Origin of the sequence: Cytobacillus oceanisediminis (assembly GCF_004366035.1) — a bacterium.
Taxonomy (GTDB): domain Bacteria; phylum Bacillota; class Bacilli; order Bacillales; family Cytobacillaceae; genus Cytobacillus; species Cytobacillus oceanisediminis_C.
On sequence record NZ_SOEE01000002.1, the window covers coordinates 18709 to 37190 of the forward strand.

Below are 18482 nucleotides of genomic sequence, written 5' to 3' on the forward strand. Positions count from 1 at the left end.
TAATGAAAAAGAAAACATTTCATAAACTCGTAGAAGAAAACATGAAAAATATCCTAAAAGATAAAGATCAATTGGAAGAAATATATCGAAGGATTGATGAAAATATTTTGATGGAGACAGAAAAAACAAGAGAAAATCAATAGAAATATTAAGGCTGGAAAAGGAAAGAAATATGCGTTTCTGCAATATGCAGGGACGCATATTTTAATGTCAGCAGTCCGTTGTTTTCCAGTTGGAGAGAACTGCTTCTGTTTTAAATTTCAAAAAAAATCCCCCCATGGGGAATGAAAGAGTAACTCATTATTTTGATTTTTTCTCATTCGACTTTTCCTTTTGAAGCTTTTCTTTTTCAAGACGCTCTGCATCCTTCTTATATGCTTCCATAGCTTTGTAATAGAGGAAAGTCATTGGTTTTCACCTCCTTACCTGTTTACTTCGTTATCTGAATTCTTTATACCTTCTTCTATTTTTTGTAAAATAAAGATTTTGACTGCAGGAAACACCTTTTAAGTAATTACATCAGACTTTGAGTAAAAGGAATACTTAGTTAAAGTCAGGTGGAATAAAGTGACAAAATTGTCACATCCCCATGAGGATTGTTAGGTATTACGATGGTGATTGTATGCTTTTTTTCATAAGGTAAGAGTAGGTTGGATTTTTTATTGGAGGGAAGAGATATGCTGGAATGGGCACAAGATGCACCTATATACATACAATATGCCGTATTATTTTTGCTTGCGGCAGCACCCTGGATGGATGTATCAATTATTGTACCTCTTGGGATTCTTGGGGGACTATCGCCGATCGGAGTCAGTCTTACTGCATTTACGGGAAATCTTCTGTTAATTCTTTTGCTGGGTGCCTTCTTTAAACAGGTTGAAAACTGGCGGCAGGCAAGGAAATTAAAAAAGGGCATTACAGAACCATCAAGAAAAGAAAGACGTTCAAAGGAGATTTGGCAAAAATACGGGATCCCGGGATTAGCATTATTAGCGCCAATATTTGTCGGAACCGATATTGCGGCCATTATTGCTCTGGCATTTGGGGCATCAAAATCGGGAGTGATAAGATGGATGACCATAAGTTTGGCACTCTGGACTATCATTTTTGCTGCAGGTGCAGTGTATGGGTTCAGCTTTTTAAATCTTTTATAAATAAAGTGGCAGGAATTTTGTATTTTGGGTTGAATATGAAGTGAAGTTCCAAAGCTGTAAAAAGGGTTTGAAAAGGAGTGATTATTTGATAAATACAGCAAACTTTACGGATAGGATAAAAAGAATCATAAAAAATGCCGAACGGGAAGCCAGCTTTTCAGAAAAAAAAGTGCTCCATCCAGTTCATCTGCTTATCGCATGCCTGGAAGAAAAGACAGGGGCACTGGGTGAAATTTCTTTGAAAATCAATTTCAATAAATTTTCTTTAAGTAATTTGGCTGGGAATATAAATGGCAAAATGCAAAGCGAACTTTTTAGCATTACTGTTACAAAAGAAGTGGTGCAGATTTTTGAATCTGCCTTAAATTATATGAAAATGTATAATCAGGTTTATGTTAACGAAGGTCATCTTCTTAAAGCTTTGTTAACAGACTCATCCTTAAAACACCATTTATCTGAAGAAGATAAGAATACCATTTTAACCCTCGGTACAACCTCAAGAGACATGATCGCTCACCTTGGCAGCTATACCTTCCCCAGGATAAACTCCCAGACTATTCGCAAAGCAAGAAGATATGATGAAATCATGCTGGTAAACTTTGTTAAGGAGAATTTCTCCAAGGAATGGTCTCATACCATTCGCAGCGGATTCCAGAAAGAGAAGCTTTCCATTTATATTGCGCTTAATCAAAATGATGAAATAAATGGATTCGCAGCATTTGATGTCTACCGGAACAAAAAGGGATATTTCGGCCCTATGGGTGTCGTAAAAACCAGCAGGGTTAAAGGCGTAGGAAATGCATTGCTTCATCACTGCTTAAGAGATATGAAAGAAATAGGATATGAATATGCAATTATTGGAGGAGCAGGGCCAATTGAGTTTTATGAGAAAGCTTGCAGGGCTGTTGTTATTCCTTCTATATAATCTTCAATCACAGGAAGAGTCGTTTTTCTCATAAATTTAAAAATAATTAAAGAATATTGTTGCAATTTGATTTTCATTATTGGTATGATGGTTCTCCGCGCATATTTCATACATAAGAAAAGTGATTTTAAAAGGAGCTGATTGTGTGAAGCAGGAATTCATCGAAATTTTCAATGCCAGAGTAAACAACCTGAAACATATTGATCTGCAGATTCCAAAAGGAAAGATCACGATTTTTACAGGTGTCTCCGGTTCAGGCAAATCATCTATTGTTTTTGATACGATTGCCCAGGAAGCAGGCCGGCAGTTAAATGAGACTTACAGCAGTTTTCAGAGGCTTTTTCTTCCGAAATATAGCCGTCCGGAAGCAGATGAAATCAACAATCTTTCTACTGCCGTTGTAGTCGATCAAAAACGGCTCGGCGGAAATGCCCGATCCACACTTGGAACCGCTACAGATATTAATCCTCTTCTTCGCCTGTTATTCTCTCGGTTTGCAGAACCTCATATAGGTTACAGCAACGCATATTCATTCAATGATCCCAGCGGCATGTGCCCGGAATGTGAGGGGATTGGGAGAATTATCACCCTAAACCTTGATGCTGCTCTTGATAAGGAAAAAACCTTAAATGAAGGAGCTATTCTGCTTCCGGGATTTGGACCCGGAACTTGGCAATGGAAGGCGTATGCGGAGTCTGGATTCTTCGATATCGATAAAAAGATTAAAGATTATTCAGAAGAAGAATTTAATAGGCTTGTCTATGCGGAGCCGCAAAAAGTAACAGTCAGTTATATGAATAATGATATGAATGCAACCTATGAAGGCCTGGCAGTCAAATTTATGCGGCAGCATGTGAAGAGGGACAAAGAGACTTCAAAATCAGGCGAGAAGCTCCTGAAAAACTTTAGCACCATGACGAAATGCCCTTCCTGCGAAGGAAAACGGTACAATAATAAGGTGCTTTCATCCACAATCAATGGCTATTCCATTTTTGACCTGACGTCCATGCAATTGGATCAGCTAATTAAAACTCTCCCAAAGATTACATCACCGGAAGCTAAACCAATTGCTGACGGGATCATGGAACGATTGGAAAACCTTTGTGATATTGGGCTGGGCTATATGGATTTAACAAGGGAAACGCCAACACTATCAGGCGGTGAATCCCAAAGGGTGAAAATGGTCAAATATTTATCCAGTAACCTAACCGGCCTCATGTACATATTTGATGAACCCAGCACCGGCCTTCATCCGCGGGATGTCTACCGGTTAAATGAATTGCTGGTTCGGCTGCGTGACAGGGGCAATACCGTACTAGTTGTGGAGCATGATCCGGACGTCATCCAGATAGCCGATCATATCGTTGATGTCGGGCCTCAAGCCGGAACACACGGCGGAGAGATTATGTTTACCGGCAGTTATCAGGATTTCTTATCTTCTGACACTTTGACTGCCAATTATTTAAACCGAAGTGCAGAGATCAACGCCAATCCGAGACCGGTTTCCGAGTTTATGGAAAGCAGGAAAAGCACCCTTCACAATTTGAAGAATGTGAGTCTTTCAGTTCCAAAAGGGGTTTTTACTGTCATTACCGGAGTAGCGGGTTCTGGGAAAAGCACACTTGTGAACGAAGTGTTTGCAAAAGATTTTCCTGAGTCAATCCGTATTGATCAAAGCCCGGTCCACGCCAACATACGGTCCAACCCGGCAACTTTCACTGGCATTATGAATTCGATCCGTAAATCTTTTTCAGATGCCAATGGAGTGGAGAGCGGATTATTCAGCTATAATTCTACCGGGGGCTGTCCGTCGTGCGGAGGCACTGGGACGGTTGAGATCAATTTATCTTTTATGGATACAATGGAAGTCGAATGCAGCGAATGTCATGGAAGCCGTTTTAGGCAGGACGTGCTCCACTACTTATATAAAGGCAAAAGTATTGTTGAAATCATGGAGATGTCTGTAGCGGATGCTGTGGAGTTCTTTGATGCCAAAGATATTCAGAAAAAACTCAAAGCTCTAGAGACTGTCGGTCTTGGCTATTTGTCATTGGGCCAGCCCCTGACCACCTTGTCAGGAGGCGAATGTCAAAGGCTTAAGCTTGCAAAGGAACTGAATACTAAAGGAAACATTTATATACTTGATGAACCAACAACTGGATTGCATATGTCCGATGTCGCTAATATTCTGGACATCATTAATAAATTGGTGGAAAAGGGCAATACCGTTATAGTCATTGAACATAATCTGGATGTTATCCGAAAAAGTGATTGGATCGTTGATTTAGGTCCGGATGGAGGTGCTGGAGGCGGTGAAATCCTGTATGAAGGACCGCCGGCACGAATTTTGGAATATGAGCGTTCGGTTACTGCCCAGCATCTGTAATGGAATAAGTATAAAAGATCAAATGGCCATGGAATTTTTTCAATGGCCATTTTCTTATCACTTATGTGGAGGTGATTACAATGGATGAACTATTAAAAGACCTTAAAGCAGGGGGTGTACATAGTATAAAAAGTGATTCCGTGATTATTTTGGAAATCTTTCAAGATGAACGAATAAGTCCTAATAAAGTAGATTATTTAATAAATAGGCTTCTTACCTTGGATGAGAGCAGCATTGAAAAAGTTAAGCTTGAGTGCCCTCAAGGAATTTTGGATAAATTAATGGTCACGCGAGGAAAAATGAAAGTGATTGGTGAGAGAGTTATATTTAAAAAGCGGTTTGCAGAATGTGAGAATGAAAAAGTCCCTCCTTTTGAAGTTTGGCCGCTCCTTAATAAAAGTTCCATTGCTTTTTTATCTGAAGTTATGAATTTTACTTATGAACAAACTGAGACCTTTTTAAAGACCATGAAGTCAGAGCTTCCTGAACAAGCAGAAAAAATGTTTACGGTTTATACAGTTAATTCTGAACCGGCTGGAGCCGTTTTTCCTCATTTGGAACCAGACCGGGAATGTGAAGGAAGGATTTTTTGGATTGGCATCCACCCTGATTATAAGGGTAAAGGGTATGGCAAGAACCTGCATTTAATTGGGCTCCATAGATTGCAGTATGATTTTAAAGCTGAAAAATATCTCGGGGCAACCCGTGCCGATAATGCAGCCATGAAAAAAGTTATGGCAGCAAATGGATGTATTCAGGAGAGCAATTCTGTTTTTTCCTTAGAGTATTCTTTTTCTGAATAATCAAGAATGATGTATAAAAAACACGGTTGGAGAGAAGCGAAACAATGAAAAGGGTAATAGGTATTTTATTCATATTAGTATTGTTGTTGCTTTGGTTTATGGGAAATTTAAGTCAGCGGTCACAAGTTAATGAAGGAACTGCCACTATGGAAGGAACGATCGTTTTGAATGGAACTATCATCCTCCTGGTTGAAGATAAAGGATTTACGAAGGCAGATGCTCAAAACCAATCAATTAATGAAATAATAGGAGATTATAAATCTGTTTATAAATTGAATAATGCTGTTTTGAGTGGAATAAAGAGTGGAGATAAGGTGAGAATCTGGTATTCAGAAATACTGGAATCCTTCCCGGCACAAGTGAAGGTGTTAAAAATAGAGAAATTGTAAGAGGAAGAACGTTTTTCATAAAGTTAGAGGTGGGGCAAGTCCGTTAGATATCTTTAAAGATAACCCGCTATTACAAAACCAGCAGAGGTTATTGAGGAAACTATATATAGGATGGAACTCCAGTTGAAGTTGAGTTATATTGTCACCCTATTAAGATAGGGGATACAAGGGCCATCGAAACTTATGTAAAAGACATTATGGAGAGAAAAAAACAAGATAAAGCACAATAGGAAATGAATATACAAATAAATGAGTTTGTTTTATTCGATAAAAATTTTAATAGATCATACAGAGAGTCGTTAATAGTATTCGATAGGGCTAAAGAGGCCATTGTACATAAATTAAACACATATGAATTTTTTCTTTGAGGTGTTACCTGGACATTAATGCTAGGCATCCCCTTAAAAACTTAGAAGGTGATAGGTCTCTATATGGTGTTTACGAATTGAAGAATTAGCTGGTTAAGTTCATTTGCACTCTTTGTCGGGATACGGTGGTCAACATTCTCGATAAAATGCAATTCGTTTTGGGGCAATTTCTCATGTAATTGCCTTGCATATGAATGAAAAGGCTTATCCTTTTGACCATAAACCAATAAGATAGGCAGAATGATCTCATTTAGCTGATTTACACAATTATATTTTAGACTATAACGGTAATATTGCTCGATGTTGCGGTAATCCCCTTTTTTTGCTTCTGAATACATGTGTTTAAACAGTTTTATATTATTTGAATTCTTCCAGGAGATGGACCAGGCTAATAAGCTAATCGCTCCTTTACCTGAAAGCTTTATTCCTAAAGAAATCTTCTTTCTCAAGAAATCATCGTTTACATTGGGCATTGCTCCAATCGAAATTCCCCCTAAAGCTCTTTCAGGAAATGTCAGCATGAATTCTAAAACAATAGAACCGCCCGTAGAATATCCACATAAAAACGCTTTATTTATATGAAGGTGGTCCAATAGCCGAATGATATCCTTACAAATCAGCGGATAGGTTATTGGTTCGGAGGAGAATGGGCTTTTTCCGTGACCGCGTATATCAAAAGTAATTATCTGAAAACTCTTTGAGAGTTCCTCTAATTGATATTTAAAATTTACTGAAGTCAATACAGGCGGGTGGATAAAGACAATCGGAGTTCCGCTTCCTTTTACAGTATAATACAGGCTGGCGCTGTTCATATTCAGCATTGGCATGGATCTGTCACCTCAATTACATATTTTCTTTAACCATTTTGCCGGATAGAAAGGGTGGCAAAGATCATCAATCCATACGGAAATACATGCATGGATTCCCTGCTGCCAGCGACAAAGACTTTCTCTTTACCTGCACAGATGATCTAATAGCCTAATGGGACGCTATACGATATAAGATAGATTAATTACAAAGAGAGGTCACACGAAAATTCATTCTTGACCGAATTCATTGTCATTTTTTATTGCAGGTGTTTTGGTACATCAGGTGAATTTTTCGTTACAGTTTCAATGAAAATGTTGTCGTGAAGCGGTTTTTGACTGCTTAGATTCACGGGTTGGCCAGTTTGGATCAGCTGAATAAGATTTTGAATATCTTCCTTTGTGGCAGGCTGTTTTTGCGGTTTTAAAATGTATCCCATTTGCCCGCTGGATTCTATAGTTGCGAATTCAACGTCACCGATAGATGAAATTCCTGACTGACGAAGCCGAGCCTCTAATTTATCTACAGGCAGGCGTAACTTTTGCAAGTTCTTTTCGTTTAAAGTTCCGTTTTCAATCACGGGAACTGCTTTACCGGAAATAATGGTTTCACCGCCATCAAACTTTAATTGGATGTATTCGATCACAATTAGGCTTAAGATTAGTATCAGAGCAACACCAAAGGTCGCCCAAAGCCCCTTTCCGGTGACAGGTTGAATAAGAAGTGTCCCGATTCCAATCATAATAACTGTTTGAGGTATAGTCATTTGTGAGATCGATCTCCTCCCACTAATTCTTAAGAGGATATTACCAACCAAAAAAATAAGAAGGGTTTGCCATATAAGATTTAAATCCATATTTTTCACCTCGATTTATAATTAGAACTATTGTCTGCAGAATTACATTCTTATATTCAACTAAGATCCTGTTGCAAATTTAAATAAAAGACACAATTTCAATATTTATTAATTTAAGACTCTAATTAAGGTTATGCGTATACAAGAAGCTCATTAATTGTGGCGTCAAATGCTAGTGTATTGTCGTTTTATGCTAGTTACAGAAACGGATTATAAAAGTAAAATGAAATAACTATCCCCTTAACAAACATAGCTACGATCATTTTCTAATAACGTTAATGTGTTGATAGATGAGAGGTGTAATATATGACTTCACATAATCGTATTAAAATTCCGGATGGATTTTGGGCAGGGCTGTACAGACTTGGAATTACAGCTCAAGATGTGGTTAGGAAAGCAAAAATGCCACTTACCGTAATCGCTGAATCTGTTGTTACTACTGATCAATATTTCGCTATATGGCAAGCATATTCCGATATTATCGGTGATATGGAGGATGGGATAATTAAGCTTCCGACAGTATTTGCAGAATCTCAATATCCACCTTCTGTAATGGCAGCTTACCATGCTCGTGACTATCGGGATGCTCTAAAGAGAATGGCTCGTTACAAAGAAATGTGTCCTCCTGAAAATATTCGAATTGAGGAGGAAGGCGGCAGTTGTACAATCGAAGTGGAATGGGTAGATACGGATAAACCTGGTCCACCGTTGCTTGTTGGAACAACACTTGCATTTTTACTGGAGATAGGGCGACGAGGTACTGGTTTGCCTTTAAAAGCGAGCTTAGTAGAATTTAAACATACAATGAATCAAGTACAAGGGATAGAAGCTTACTTTGGCTGCCCTGTTCAGATTGGTGCAAAATGTAACAGATTGACATTGCATAGAGGAGATTTGGATCGCCCATTTGCGTCTTATAATGCTGAATTACTGGAGGTATTAACTCCTGTATTGGACCAAACATTGGAAGAGCAGCAGCGCCGTCATTCTATAACGGAGATAGTTAAGTGGATAGTAAAACGCAGTATAACAGGAGAGCGACCAGAAATACAAGATGCAGCAAGAGAGTTGGGTATGAGCGAACGCACCTTACAGCGCAGGCTAACTGACGAACAAACAAGCTTCAAACAGCTATTGAGAGAAGCCCGGCATGAACAGGCAAAAGAGTACTTGGCAAACCCTTCTTTAGATATAAAAGAAGTGGCTTTTCTTGTAGGGTATAAAGATCAGAGCTCGTTCTATCGAGCCTTTCGCTGTTGGGAAGGTACTACCCCTTTGAATTGGCGTAATAAATATGCAAGTATTTCAATAAACTGAAACCCTCTTAAATGAAAAGTTAAAAGGAGAAATATATGATGGAAATGGGATTAAACAATAAAACAGCCTTAGTTACAGGTTCCACCAAAGGAATAGGTAAAGCAATTGCCAAAGAACTTGCCAAAGAAGGAGTTAACGTCCTTATAAATGGACGTCATTATCAAGAGGCAGAACAAACTGTAAAGGAAATTAAATCAGCTTTTCCAGCCACTTCTCCTCAAAATGCTACAGCTGATCTTGTTGATGCCCAACAAAGAGAAGCATTATTTAAAAAATTTCCCAATGTCGATATTTTAATTAACAACATCGGAAAATATGAAATTATGCAATATGCAGATGTTACAGATGAGATATGGGAAGAATACTTCCGTACTAACGTATTAGCCGCAAATGGATTATCCAAATATTATTTAACTAAAATGCTGGAAAATAATGATGGCCGAATTATCTTTATTGCAAGTGAAGAAGCAGTAATGCCTTCTGGACAGATGCCTCAGTATTGTATGACAAAGTCCATGCTTTTATCATTATCAAAAAGCCTATCTAAGTTAACAAAAGGAACGGAAGTTACAATCAATACGATTATGCCTGGACCAACGCTTTCTGAAAATGTACAACAAATTATTGAGGATATTTACAATAATGAAAAAATGCCTTTTTCAGAAAAAGAAAGACAATTTATGATTAATAATCTGCCTCAATCTGAAATACAGCGATTTATTAAACCGCTGGAAATAGGGAGACTAGCTACATTTTTATGCAGTCCATATGCTTCTGCATTTAAGGGATCTCCAATCCGTATGGATGGAGGAATGGTTCCAACCATTTATTAATAGAACTGTAAATGAACATAAGTTTGAATACAATTAAACAATAAGGTTGTTTTATGTTCAAGATTAACTGCAAAATAAGGGGCAGGTTGATTGAGGAAGAAAAAAGGATAGTTATTCACCTGTAAAATAAGTGGAGACGCATTTTCTCATAGAGATGAGAAAAAGGAGACAAATATTTTTTGAGTTAATGGGTGCTATCCTTGATTGGGATAGTGCTTTTTTAGATAAAGGCCAATTTGTTGAGTATAGGAGGAATTGATAAAACGTAAATCTAACCCCAAAATGATGAAGGTAATGGGCAGCTTAGCGGAGGAGAAATGATGATTGTTTATTCTTAGAATACCTTAGATAAAACTTAATACAATGTATTAACATGTTTACCCAGCTTTCAGGCATTACCGTATTAATGTGAGGAGTGAAGTCAATGGAAATTCAAGAAATACTGGAATGGGCTTTTCAGAGGCATCTAAATCCGTTAAGCTGGTATATTCGCCCTGTCTTTTTAATCGTATTGGTTTATTTTGCATATAAACGCAGCTTGAAAGGTGTTATCATAACGTTTGTTTTAATGATGAGCAGTATGGTCTGGTTTCCAGCACCAGAGACGATTAATCAGCAAATGCAGGCAGTTTTGGAATACGAGCAAATGCTCTTAAGTAACCCTATTTCCGCTAGTTTTACGATTGATTTAATGATGGTTTTTGTGGTTTTAATCTTAATGTCTTTTTGGAAGCATTCCCTTATACTTGGTTTGATCATATTGAATGTTACACTTGTTGGAAAGGTTGGCCTGTCATTACTATTTACAGGCGAGAATGGCTGGGCACCTCTAGGAAACACGATTTTTGGGCTGATTTTGATAAATGGTACCGGTGCGTTCATAATGTATAGAAAACGAAAAAATAAATTAGTAAAGGAATAAACTTTTTCATAAAAAAGCGGCAATTTTTCTTTTAAACTACCATGAAAAGCCCTACTAAATAGACGCAGTTCAATCATTTTAGAATGCCTGGTCAGTAATTTATTTTTTTGGATAGGAGGTTTCCGAAATGGTTTCCAGTATATCCTAAGTTCTTGAGTCTTCGAACTGAATGCCGAATATTGGACACCGGCCTTTGCTTGTCAAAGTAATCTGCACCTAAATCAACATACATTTCTTTTCTGGTAAGCAGATAATATGCAATACGCACTTTCGGAGAGGTAAAGCCTTAAACCGGTAGTATAAATTAATGCCCTTCTCTCAAGAAGGGCATTAATTTTTCTTTTTCCATCTATTCCGTTTGTTTTTATTGGTGCGATGTTCCCGTGAACCATCCCATTAAATTTTAAGGGTGTTCGATTTCGCCAAATACCTTACAACATCCGCTGGCTGCCCATTTATCACGGAAGGGCTTGCCATAAACATATATGGTGATTAGGGGCAGGTATAAATTGAAACAGTTATAGTCTTCGCAGCCCACGGCTCCGTTCATAGCCAGTACACTGCTATCACATCATTTCTTGCTTTAAACAAGCCTCGTGTTCCCACTGCAGATCCATTACCTGTACAATTCAATCTCACTGCCAATAGTGCTAACCATCCACTATACTAATCTATTAAACCGGTGAATCACGCACCGAAAGAATGTCCCGTATTTATCTGGGACATTCTTTTTATTTCGGCCGATCAATTGGTCTATTTATTCAGGTTTTCCTGCAGATCCGAGTTCAGAAAATTTTCAGTTGCATAAGCGGAGGCTCCAAGTGCTGTGGAGTAGATCGATAAATCTGCAAATGTAATGTTCAGGTTTTTTTGATTAAATTTTAAGGAATGGGAGTCGACAACTTCCATAATTGAATCTTTCAATAATTCTCTGGCAATTGCTAAGCGATTTCCTATAATGATTTGCTCGGGGTTGAATGTATTGATGATATTGTTGATGCCAATGCCGAGGCATCTGCCAATTTGACGGAACAGATCTTTCACTTCCTCATCTTCTTCCGCCATTTCAACTAATGACTCCAGGTTCAGATCATCCCGTTTTAAGGATGATTGAATATTCTTTGCCTGGGTTAGTAGTGCCTGTTCAGAAGCGTACAATTCCCAGCATCCTTTGCTGCCGCATCTGCATTCTTTTCCATCTATATCAATCACCATGTGGCCCATTTCACCGGAGAAGCCTTCAGCGCCCCGATATAGGCTGTTTTGTAAAATAAAGCCGACTCCTATTCCAATACCAGCACTTACATAAATAAGGTTTTCAAACTCTTTCCCGGCACCGAAACGCTTTTCCCCGTATGCTCCGGCGTTTGCTTCGTTGTCGATAATAACGGGAAGGTGAAACTCTGTTTCGATTTCTGCCTTTAAATTGATATCTGTCCAGCCCAGATTAGGTGCCAGCAGGATATTGCTGCCTTCCTTATTGACGATTCCTGGAACACCAATACCGATTCCGATCACACCATACGGGCTCTCAGGGGTAGAGTCCAATAAAGATTGGATAACTTCTTTTATGACAAGTATGGTTTCTTCATATCTCATACTTTTCATATGCTTCAAATTCTCGCTCACAATATTGCCAGATAAATCAGTTATGACACCTAAGATATAATTAACCCCTAAATCAATTCCAATTGCATATCCTGCTCGTTCATTAAAGAGCAGCATAACAGGGCGTCGTCCGCCGCTCGATTTGCCTGGTCCTGTTTCGGAACAGATTTTTTCTTCTATCAGCTCATTGACTAATGAGGAAACAGTTCCTTTAGTCAGTCCCAAATGCTGTGAGATATCAGCCCGTGAGATAGGGGATTGGTCGATGATCGTCTGCAGAACGCGCGATTTGTTTTTCATTTTTACCAGCTGCTGATTCCAAGTCATTATCTTTCTCCTCAAATCCTCAATTTCTTTGTCTATTACAATCATATTCCATTTATACCATAATTAAAAATAAAAATAAAACTTAGTTCATCCAATAGACAAACTAAGTATATGGTGGTAAAATCGATTTGTAATCAAATGAAAGCGATAACAAATCAAAAAAAAAGATGGAGGAATGAAAATGAACTACTTTAATAATGTAAATGGAGTAAAATACGAAGGTCCAGATTCTAATAATCCATTGGCTTTTAAATATTATAATCCTGAAGAAATCATCAACGGCAGAAAAATGGAAGACATTCTCCGCTTTGCAGTGTCTTACTGGCATACCTTCACTGCGGAAGGCACAGATCCTTTCGGAGATGGAACGATGATCCGTTCATATGACAGATTTTCCGGAATGGATTTGGCCAAGGCGCGTGTAGAAGCATCCTTTGAATTCTATGAAAAACTGAATGTTCCATTTTTCTGTTTCCATGACGCTGATATTGCGCCTGAAGGGAATACATTAAGCGAAACTTTTAAGAACTTAGATGAAATTACGGCCATGATGAAGGAATACATGAAATCCAGCAAAACAAAGTTATTATGGAATACCGCTAATATGTTTTCACATCCGCGCTGGCTTCACGGAGCCGCGACGGCACCTAACGCTGATGTTTTTGCCTATGCAGCAGCAAAAGTGAAAAAGGGACTTGAGATCGGCAAGGAGCTGGGTGCTGAGAACTATGTATTCTGGGGCGGCCGAGAGGGATACGAAACATTGCTGAATACGAATATGAAGCTTGAATTAGATAATCTTGCGCGCTTCTTCCATATGGCAATCGATTATGCAAAGGAAATTGGGTTTGATGCACAATTCCTGATCGAGCCGAAGCCGAAGGAGCCTACTAAACATCAATATGATTTTGATGTGGCAACCAGTTTATCATTCTTGCAATCTTATGGCTTAAAAGACTACTTTAAATTCAATATTGAAGCAAACCACGCGACCCTTGCCGGCCATACATTTGAGCATGAACTGCACACTGCGCGCATAAATGGAATGCTTGGTTCTGTAGATGCAAACCAGGGAGATACCCTGCTGGGATGGGATACTGACGAATTCCCGACAGACATTTATTCAACTGCACTGGCAATGGTAGAAATTCTTAAAAATGACGGCCTTGGAACAGGCGGCCTTAACTTTGATGCGAAAGTACGAAGAGGATCATTTGACCCTGAGGACCTGTTCTATGCTCATATAGCAGGAATGGATACATTTGCGGTTGGCGCAAAAGTTGCACAGCGTTTAATTGAAGATAAAGTATTAGACAACTTTATTGCTGACAGATATAGCAGCTATACAGAAGGCATCGGCCTTGAAATCGTTGAAGGAAGGGCAGACTTCCGCAAGCTTGAAAAGCATGCCCTTCACCTTGAAAAGATTGAAAACAAGTCGGGAAGACAGGAACAGCTAAAAGCTGTCCTAAATAAATACATTCTCGAAGCCTATGCGAGTGTAAAAGCGTAAGAGATTAAGACAAAAAGATTAAATGTACTGGGAATGCAATAGTGCCCCAGTACATTTTTAAAAGTAAAGATTAGCATACATTTCATTAACTAAAGGATGATCAATCATGAAATATGTAATCGGGATTGACCTTGGCACCAGCTCGGTAAAAGTTTTATTAATGAATCAAATGGGAGAAGTATGCAGCGAAGTTTCCAGGTCTTATCCGCTCATTCATGAAAAGTCGGGTTATAGTGAACAGGACCCCGGTGAATGGATTGATAAAACAGTGGCTGCTCTTAAAGAACTTACAGAGCAGTTTGATGGAAGTGCGGAAGACATTCAAGGAATCAGTTTTTCAGGCCAAATGCACGGCCTGGTCCTTCTGGATGAAGAGTATAAGGTTCTGCGCAATGCAATCCTCTGGAATGATACCCGAACGACAGAGCAGTGTAAACAGCTCTATGAAATGGCTGGTGAGAAGCGTCTGCTTGAAATCACAAAGAATCCGGCATTGGAAGGATTTACTTTACCAAAGCTGCTTTGGGTGAAGCAGTATGAGCCGGAAGTTTTTGAAAAAGCGGCTGTATTTATGCTCCCTAAAGATTATCTTCGCTTTAAACTGACTGGAAGGATTCATAGTGAATATAGTGATGCAGCGGGTACTTTGCTTCTGAATGCCGGCCGGAAAATGTGGAGTGAAGAGATATGCGGGCTAACCGGGATTGATGTGAATATCTGTCCGCCTTTAGTTGAATCCCATGAATGTGTAGGGACGTTAAAGGATGAGATTGCTGAGAAGACGGGATTATCTGCTTTAACGAAGGTATTTGCAGGAGGAGCTGACAATGCATGCGGTGCGATCGGTTCAGGTATTCTGTCAGATGGCAAAACATTATGCAGCATTGGCACATCCGGAGTCGTTTTATCCTATGAAGAACAGAATAACAAGGATTTTAAAGGGAAAGTCCATTACTTTAATCATGGTGAAGAAAATGCCTATTACACAATGGGCGTAACCCTGGCAGCGGGACATAGTTTGAGCTGGTTTAAAGATACGTTTGCAGAAATGGAATCATTCGACTCCCTGCTGGCTGAAATGAGTGAGGTTCCGATTGGATCGAACGGTCTTTTGTTTACGCCATATTTAGCCGGTGAGCGTACGCCATATGCAGATTCGCAAATTCGCGGAAGCTTTATCGGCATGGACTCCTCACATAATCGAAATGACTTTGTAAGATCGGTCATTGAAGGAATTACCTTTTCTTTAAATGAATCGATTGAAATATTCAGGGAAAGCGGCAAGCTGGTCGATACAATCATTTCAATAGGCGGAGGCGCCAAAAGTGATGCCTGGCTGCAAATCCAGGCCGATATCTTCAATAGCAAAATTGTAAAGCTTTCAAGTGAACAAGGACCTGCTGTAGGTGCGGCTATGCTAGCGGCTTACGGATGCAAATGGTATGAATCTCTGGAAGCCTGTGCTGATGATTTCATAACATACGAAAAGACGTATACGCCAATCCCTGAAAACGTTAAGAAATATCAGGAGCTTTTCCAGATATACAAAGAAGTTTATGCGCAAACCAGGAAGCTGAATGAGGGTTTGGCCGGTTTTAGGAAAAAGTAAGCTGACTTAAGGGAGATCGACATGAACATAACTGAAAGTATCTTTGGCGAATGGAATGGACACAAGATTAAATCCTATACAATCAGCAATGATCATGGAATGAAGGTATCGTGTATCGAATACGGAGGAATCATTACCGGGATATCTGTCCCTGACAGTAAAGGAAATATAGAGAATGTGGTCATGGGGTTTGACACACTTGAAGAGTATATAAATCATTCACCATTCTTCGGCGCTATTATCGGAAGGGTGGCCGGAAGGATAGCAGGCTCGGCTTTCACTCTTGATGGAACTGCTTACCAGCTGCAAAAAAATGATGGGGAACACCATCTGCATGGAGGTGCAGGCGGTTTTCATCATGTGATTTGGGACTCGGACGCCGAAAAGGGTATGAATGAGGCGAATATCAGGTTCTCCTATGTAAGCCCGGATGGGGAAGGAGGGTATCCTGGGACACTTGAGGTAACGGTAAACTATACACTGAACAATGAGAATGAACTGGTTATTAGTTATGAAGCGATATCTGATGAAAAAACGATCATCAATCTGACAAACCATACTTATTTTAACCTTAGCGGGGACTTAAAGAGGGACATTCTTGAGCATGAGGTGACCATGCAAAGTGATCAGTTTCTGGAGCTTGATGAAACATTGATTCCTACTGGGGAATTCATACATGTTGAAAATACACCGTTTGATTTCAGAGCAGGGAAGAAAATCAAAGAAGGCGTAAAGTCCGTCCATCATCAGAACATCCTAGCAGGCGGCGGGTATGATCATCCATTTCTATTAAATACTGGTGAAATGACGGTAGTGGATTCTGCAAGCGGACGAAAGCTGACAGTGGAAACGGATAGGCCGAGTGTTGTTTTATATACAGCTAACATGCTCGGAAATGATTTTCAAATTAAAGGTGTTCAGTCAAAAAGGCATTTGGGGCTGTGTCTCGAAACTCAATGTCCGCCTGATGCCATTCACCATGAAAACTTTCCTTCTATTGTCCTGGAGAAAAATGAGGTCTTCAAAACAAAAACCAGTTTCAAGTTTCTCGTTGTTTAATCATTTCTAATAGAAAGGAGTAAAGATAGATTTGAATTATATTAATGCAAAATTGTAAGCGCTCTATTTTAGTTCAAATCTGTCTTTTACAAACTATGAAACAGAATCGGAACTCTCTATATATTGGTTCACTTACATTGGTTGCTGCGATAGGCGGTTTGCTTTTCGGATATGATACGGCGGTTATTTCCGGAGCTGAAAAGTCACTGGAAATCTATTTGATCAATAGTTTGGGATTAGGGTCGCTCGCTCACGGGGCGACAACCTCGAGTGCTTTAATTGGCTGTATCATCGGCGGTTTAATATCCGGTTATTTTGCGTCGAAGTTTGGGCGGAAAAAATCGCTGATAGCGGCGGCTGTTCTTTTTTTCCTATCCGCCTTAGGCTCCGCTTTTCCTGAATTTTTATTTTTCACTAAAGGGGAACCAACCATCTCGTTATTATTGACTTTTAATCTTTATCGCATTATTGGCGGAATTGGGGTTGGCCTTGCGTCAGCCATTGTTCCCATGTACATCGGCGAAATCGCACCTGCCGAAATCCGCGGACGCTTAGTTTCATTCAATCAGTTTATGATTATTTTCGGGATGCTTGTCGTGTACTTTGTAAACTGGGGGATTGCCGGCGGGCGTCCTTTGGAATGGATCAATGAAGTGGGCTGGAGATATATGTTTGCTTCAGAAGCCATTCCGGCCCTTGTCTTTGGTCTTCTGCTGCTCCTGGTTCCGGAAACACCCCGATACCTGGCCATTAAAAATCATGATGATAAAGCTTTAGCAGTCCTTACGAAAATTAATGGTTCTTCAGAAGCGAAAGCGATCTTGGGTGAAATCAGAAAATCGGTAGCAGCCTCAGCAAATGTTCCGGCAGAAAAGCTGCTTGCATACGGAAAATTAGTGATTGTGATAGGAATTCTGCTGTCTGTATTCCAGCAATTTGTCGGAATAAACGTTGCTTTGTATTATGCACCGCGAATTTTTGAAAGCATGGGAGCAGCAAAGGATGCCTCGATGCTGCAGACAATTGTTATGGGTATCATAAATGTCATCTTTACAGTTGTGGCCATTTTAACTGTAGATAAATGGGGGCGCAAGCCATTATTGATTACAGGTTCCATTGGCATGGCGATCGGAATGTTTGGTGTGGCAGGAATGGCTTTTTCCAATATAATCGGCATGGGCACGTTAATTTTTATTATCATCTACACAGCGTCTTTCATGATGTCATGGGGACCAATATGCTGGGTGTTAATCTCGGAAATTTTCCCAAACAAAATCCGAGGACAGGCAGTTGCAGTAGCTGTTGCTGCACAATGGGCCGCAAACTATTTTATTTCATCGACTTATCCGATGATGATGGAGTTCAGCGGCGGCTTAACTTACGGCTTCTATGGACTGATGAGTGTTCTTTCAGCCATATTTGTATGGAAGTTTGTACCTGAAACGAAAGGGAAGACTCTTGAGAACATGGAGAATATTTGGAAAAGAACTGCCTGATTAATTCCATTAGCTTTTATAATCGTGAAAAAAGAATGTCCCGATGATTATCACATTCGGAAGGGACATTCTTCTTTCTGTTATCTGCTGCTTATACCATTTTCTTTACT

At 39.5% G+C, this 18482-nt stretch carries 16 protein-coding genes; 13 read left to right on the forward strand and 3 right to left on the reverse strand.

Annotation, left to right across the window (positions count from 1 at the left end):
- Window positions 1-2 precede the first annotated feature (2 nt).
- From DFO72_RS04480 to DFO72_RS04505, 6 genes are all read left to right on the forward strand, one after another.
- The gene (locus DFO72_RS04480) at window positions 3-143 is read left to right on the forward strand and encodes an FbpB family small basic protein (protein WP_243856059.1); all 141 of its coding nucleotides are present in this window, start codon (window positions 3-5) and stop codon (window positions 141-143) included.
- A 534-nt stretch (window positions 144-677) separates the two neighbouring features.
- The gene (locus tag DFO72_RS04485) at window positions 678-1154 is read left to right on the forward strand and encodes a small multi-drug export protein (protein ID WP_113881216.1); all 477 of its coding nucleotides are present in this window, start codon (window positions 678-680) and stop codon (window positions 1152-1154) included.
- Between the two features lie 85 nt (window positions 1155-1239).
- Window positions 1240-2079, forward strand: coding sequence for a GNAT family N-acetyltransferase (locus DFO72_RS04490; RefSeq protein ID WP_243856060.1), 840 nt, complete (start codon window positions 1240-1242; stop codon window positions 2077-2079).
- A 145-nt stretch (window positions 2080-2224) separates the two neighbouring features.
- Window positions 2225-4465, forward strand: coding sequence for an ATP-binding cassette domain-containing protein (locus tag DFO72_RS04495; protein ID WP_113881215.1), 2241 nt, complete (start codon window positions 2225-2227; stop codon window positions 4463-4465).
- Between the two features lie 80 nt (window positions 4466-4545).
- A complete protein-coding gene (locus tag DFO72_RS04500; RefSeq protein WP_113881214.1) occupies window positions 4546-5268 on the forward strand; it encodes a GNAT family N-acetyltransferase in 723 nt (240 codons plus the stop codon).
- 44 nt (window positions 5269-5312) lie between these two features.
- Window positions 5313-5657: a DUF3221 domain-containing protein gene (locus DFO72_RS04505; RefSeq protein ID WP_113881213.1), complete on the forward strand. Its 345-nt coding sequence runs from the start codon at window positions 5313-5315 to the stop codon at window positions 5655-5657.
- A gap of 427 nt (window positions 5658-6084) precedes the next feature.
- Here the strand turns inward: DFO72_RS04505 and DFO72_RS04510 are convergent, their stop codons facing one another.
- Complete coding sequence (locus DFO72_RS04510) at window positions 6085-6852, reverse strand: alpha/beta fold hydrolase (protein WP_113881212.1); 768 nt, start codon at window positions 6850-6852, stop codon at window positions 6085-6087.
- Window positions 6853-7091: 239 nt separating this feature from the next.
- Window positions 7092-7688 (reverse strand): DUF421 domain-containing protein, encoded by a 597-nt coding sequence (locus DFO72_RS04515; protein WP_113881211.1) that lies wholly within the window; start codon window positions 7686-7688, stop codon window positions 7092-7094.
- Between the two features lie 306 nt (window positions 7689-7994).
- Here DFO72_RS04515 and DFO72_RS04520 point away from each other — a divergent pair, with 306 nt between their 5' ends.
- The 3 genes from DFO72_RS04520 to DFO72_RS04530 all read left to right on the forward strand — a co-directional run bounded on the left by DFO72_RS04520 (window position 7995) and on the right by DFO72_RS04530 (window position 10760).
- Window positions 7995-9005 carry a helix-turn-helix domain-containing protein gene (locus DFO72_RS04520; protein WP_113881210.1) on the forward strand — a complete coding sequence of 337 codons (1011 nt, stop codon included), beginning with the start codon at window positions 7995-7997 and terminating at the stop codon, window positions 9003-9005.
- A gap of 38 nt (window positions 9006-9043) precedes the next feature.
- Window positions 9044-9838, forward strand: coding sequence for an SDR family NAD(P)-dependent oxidoreductase (locus DFO72_RS04525; protein ID WP_113881209.1), 795 nt, complete (start codon window positions 9044-9046; stop codon window positions 9836-9838).
- Window positions 9839-10262: 424 nt separating this feature from the next.
- Window positions 10263-10760, forward strand: a complete 498-nt coding sequence (locus tag DFO72_RS04530; protein ID WP_113881208.1) for a hypothetical protein — start codon at window positions 10263-10265, stop codon at window positions 10758-10760.
- 753 nt (window positions 10761-11513) lie between these two features.
- Here DFO72_RS04530 and DFO72_RS04535 read toward each other — a convergent pair.
- Window positions 11514-12695 carry an ROK family transcriptional regulator gene (locus tag DFO72_RS04535; RefSeq protein ID WP_113881207.1) on the reverse strand — a complete coding sequence of 394 codons (1182 nt, stop codon included), beginning with the start codon at window positions 12693-12695 and terminating at the stop codon, window positions 11514-11516.
- 181 nt (window positions 12696-12876) lie between these two features.
- Between DFO72_RS04535 and xylA the strand changes: the two genes are divergently transcribed.
- The 4 genes from xylA (at window position 12877) to xylE (ending at window position 18372) form a co-directional block, all read left to right on the forward strand.
- Entirely contained in the window at window positions 12877-14208 is a 1332-nt protein-coding gene (gene xylA / locus DFO72_RS04540) for a xylose isomerase (RefSeq protein ID WP_113881206.1), read from the forward strand.
- Window positions 14209-14314: 106 nt separating this feature from the next.
- Window positions 14315-15817: a xylulokinase gene (gene xylB / locus DFO72_RS04545; protein WP_113881205.1), complete on the forward strand. Its 1503-nt coding sequence runs from the start codon at window positions 14315-14317 to the stop codon at window positions 15815-15817.
- 21 nt (window positions 15818-15838) lie between these two features.
- On the forward strand, window positions 15839-16876 hold the full coding sequence (locus DFO72_RS04550) for an aldose epimerase family protein (RefSeq protein ID WP_113881204.1): 1038 nt from the start codon (window positions 15839-15841) through the stop codon (window positions 16874-16876).
- 95 nt (window positions 16877-16971) lie between these two features.
- Window positions 16972-18372 carry a D-xylose transporter XylE gene (gene xylE / locus DFO72_RS04555; RefSeq protein ID WP_113881237.1) on the forward strand — a complete coding sequence of 467 codons (1401 nt, stop codon included), beginning with the start codon at window positions 16972-16974 and terminating at the stop codon, window positions 18370-18372.
- Window positions 18373-18482: the final 110 nt, after the last annotated feature.